A 500-nucleotide genomic window follows, 5' to 3' on the forward strand; every position below is an offset into this window, starting at 1 on the left:
CGCCTGATTCTAAGCAGGAGCTGGCTGATGTGAACCGCGAGATCGCGCTGATGGGGCACTTCGCTCGATCGAGCAGGTCCGTCGACGGGTGGCAGCAGGACAAGTTCGGCGAGTCGATCCAGACGAACCGCGTCGAGGACAACCGCAAGGAGGAGGAACCGCAGTCTGGTGGGCTGCTGCGGGGACGACTATGAACGAGCACGTCCTCGACAGCCCGCTACAGCGTGCCCGTGGCGTCATCGGGCGCTATCCGGGTGCAGATGACCGCTATGTCTTCGAGTACGACAGCATCGACCTGCGGACCGTGCACATGGTGGGCGTCTTCAGACCGCTGCATGTCCAGATGCTGGTCGATGATGAGGTCACCGAGGAGGGTGTCCTCACACCCATGATCGGCACCATGCGCGGGCTGTGCAACCGTGTCATCGAGCGGAGGGCCGTCTGATGGGTCGCATCAGGCAGTGGCGCATCAATCGACTAAAGGACAAGCTGGCCAATGT

The 500-nt window shown here is 62.2% G+C and carries 2 protein-coding genes; both read left to right on the top strand.

Features of this window, described 5'->3' with window-relative positions; genetic code table 11:
• On the top strand, positions 1 to 194 hold a 194-nt coding region (locus tag RI518_RS08020; RefSeq protein ID WP_310689846.1), incomplete at its 5' end, for a hypothetical protein.
• Complete coding sequence (locus tag RI518_RS08025; RefSeq protein WP_310689847.1) at positions 191 to 445, top strand: hypothetical protein; 255 nt, start codon at positions 191 to 193, stop codon at positions 443 to 445. The genes RI518_RS08020 and RI518_RS08025, both read left to right, overlap by 4 nt.
• Positions 446 to 500: the final 55 nt, after the last annotated feature.

Origin of the sequence: Pontimonas sp., assembly GCF_031581085.1 — a bacterium.
In the GTDB taxonomy this organism is placed as follows: domain Bacteria; phylum Actinomycetota; class Actinomycetes; order Actinomycetales; family Microbacteriaceae; genus Pontimonas.

Coding starts and splice junctions, on each gene's coding strand:
- RI518_RS08025 (WP_310689847.1), top strand. CDS start 191: ATGAACGAGCACGTCCTCGACAGCCCGCTACAGCGTGCCCGTGGCGTC.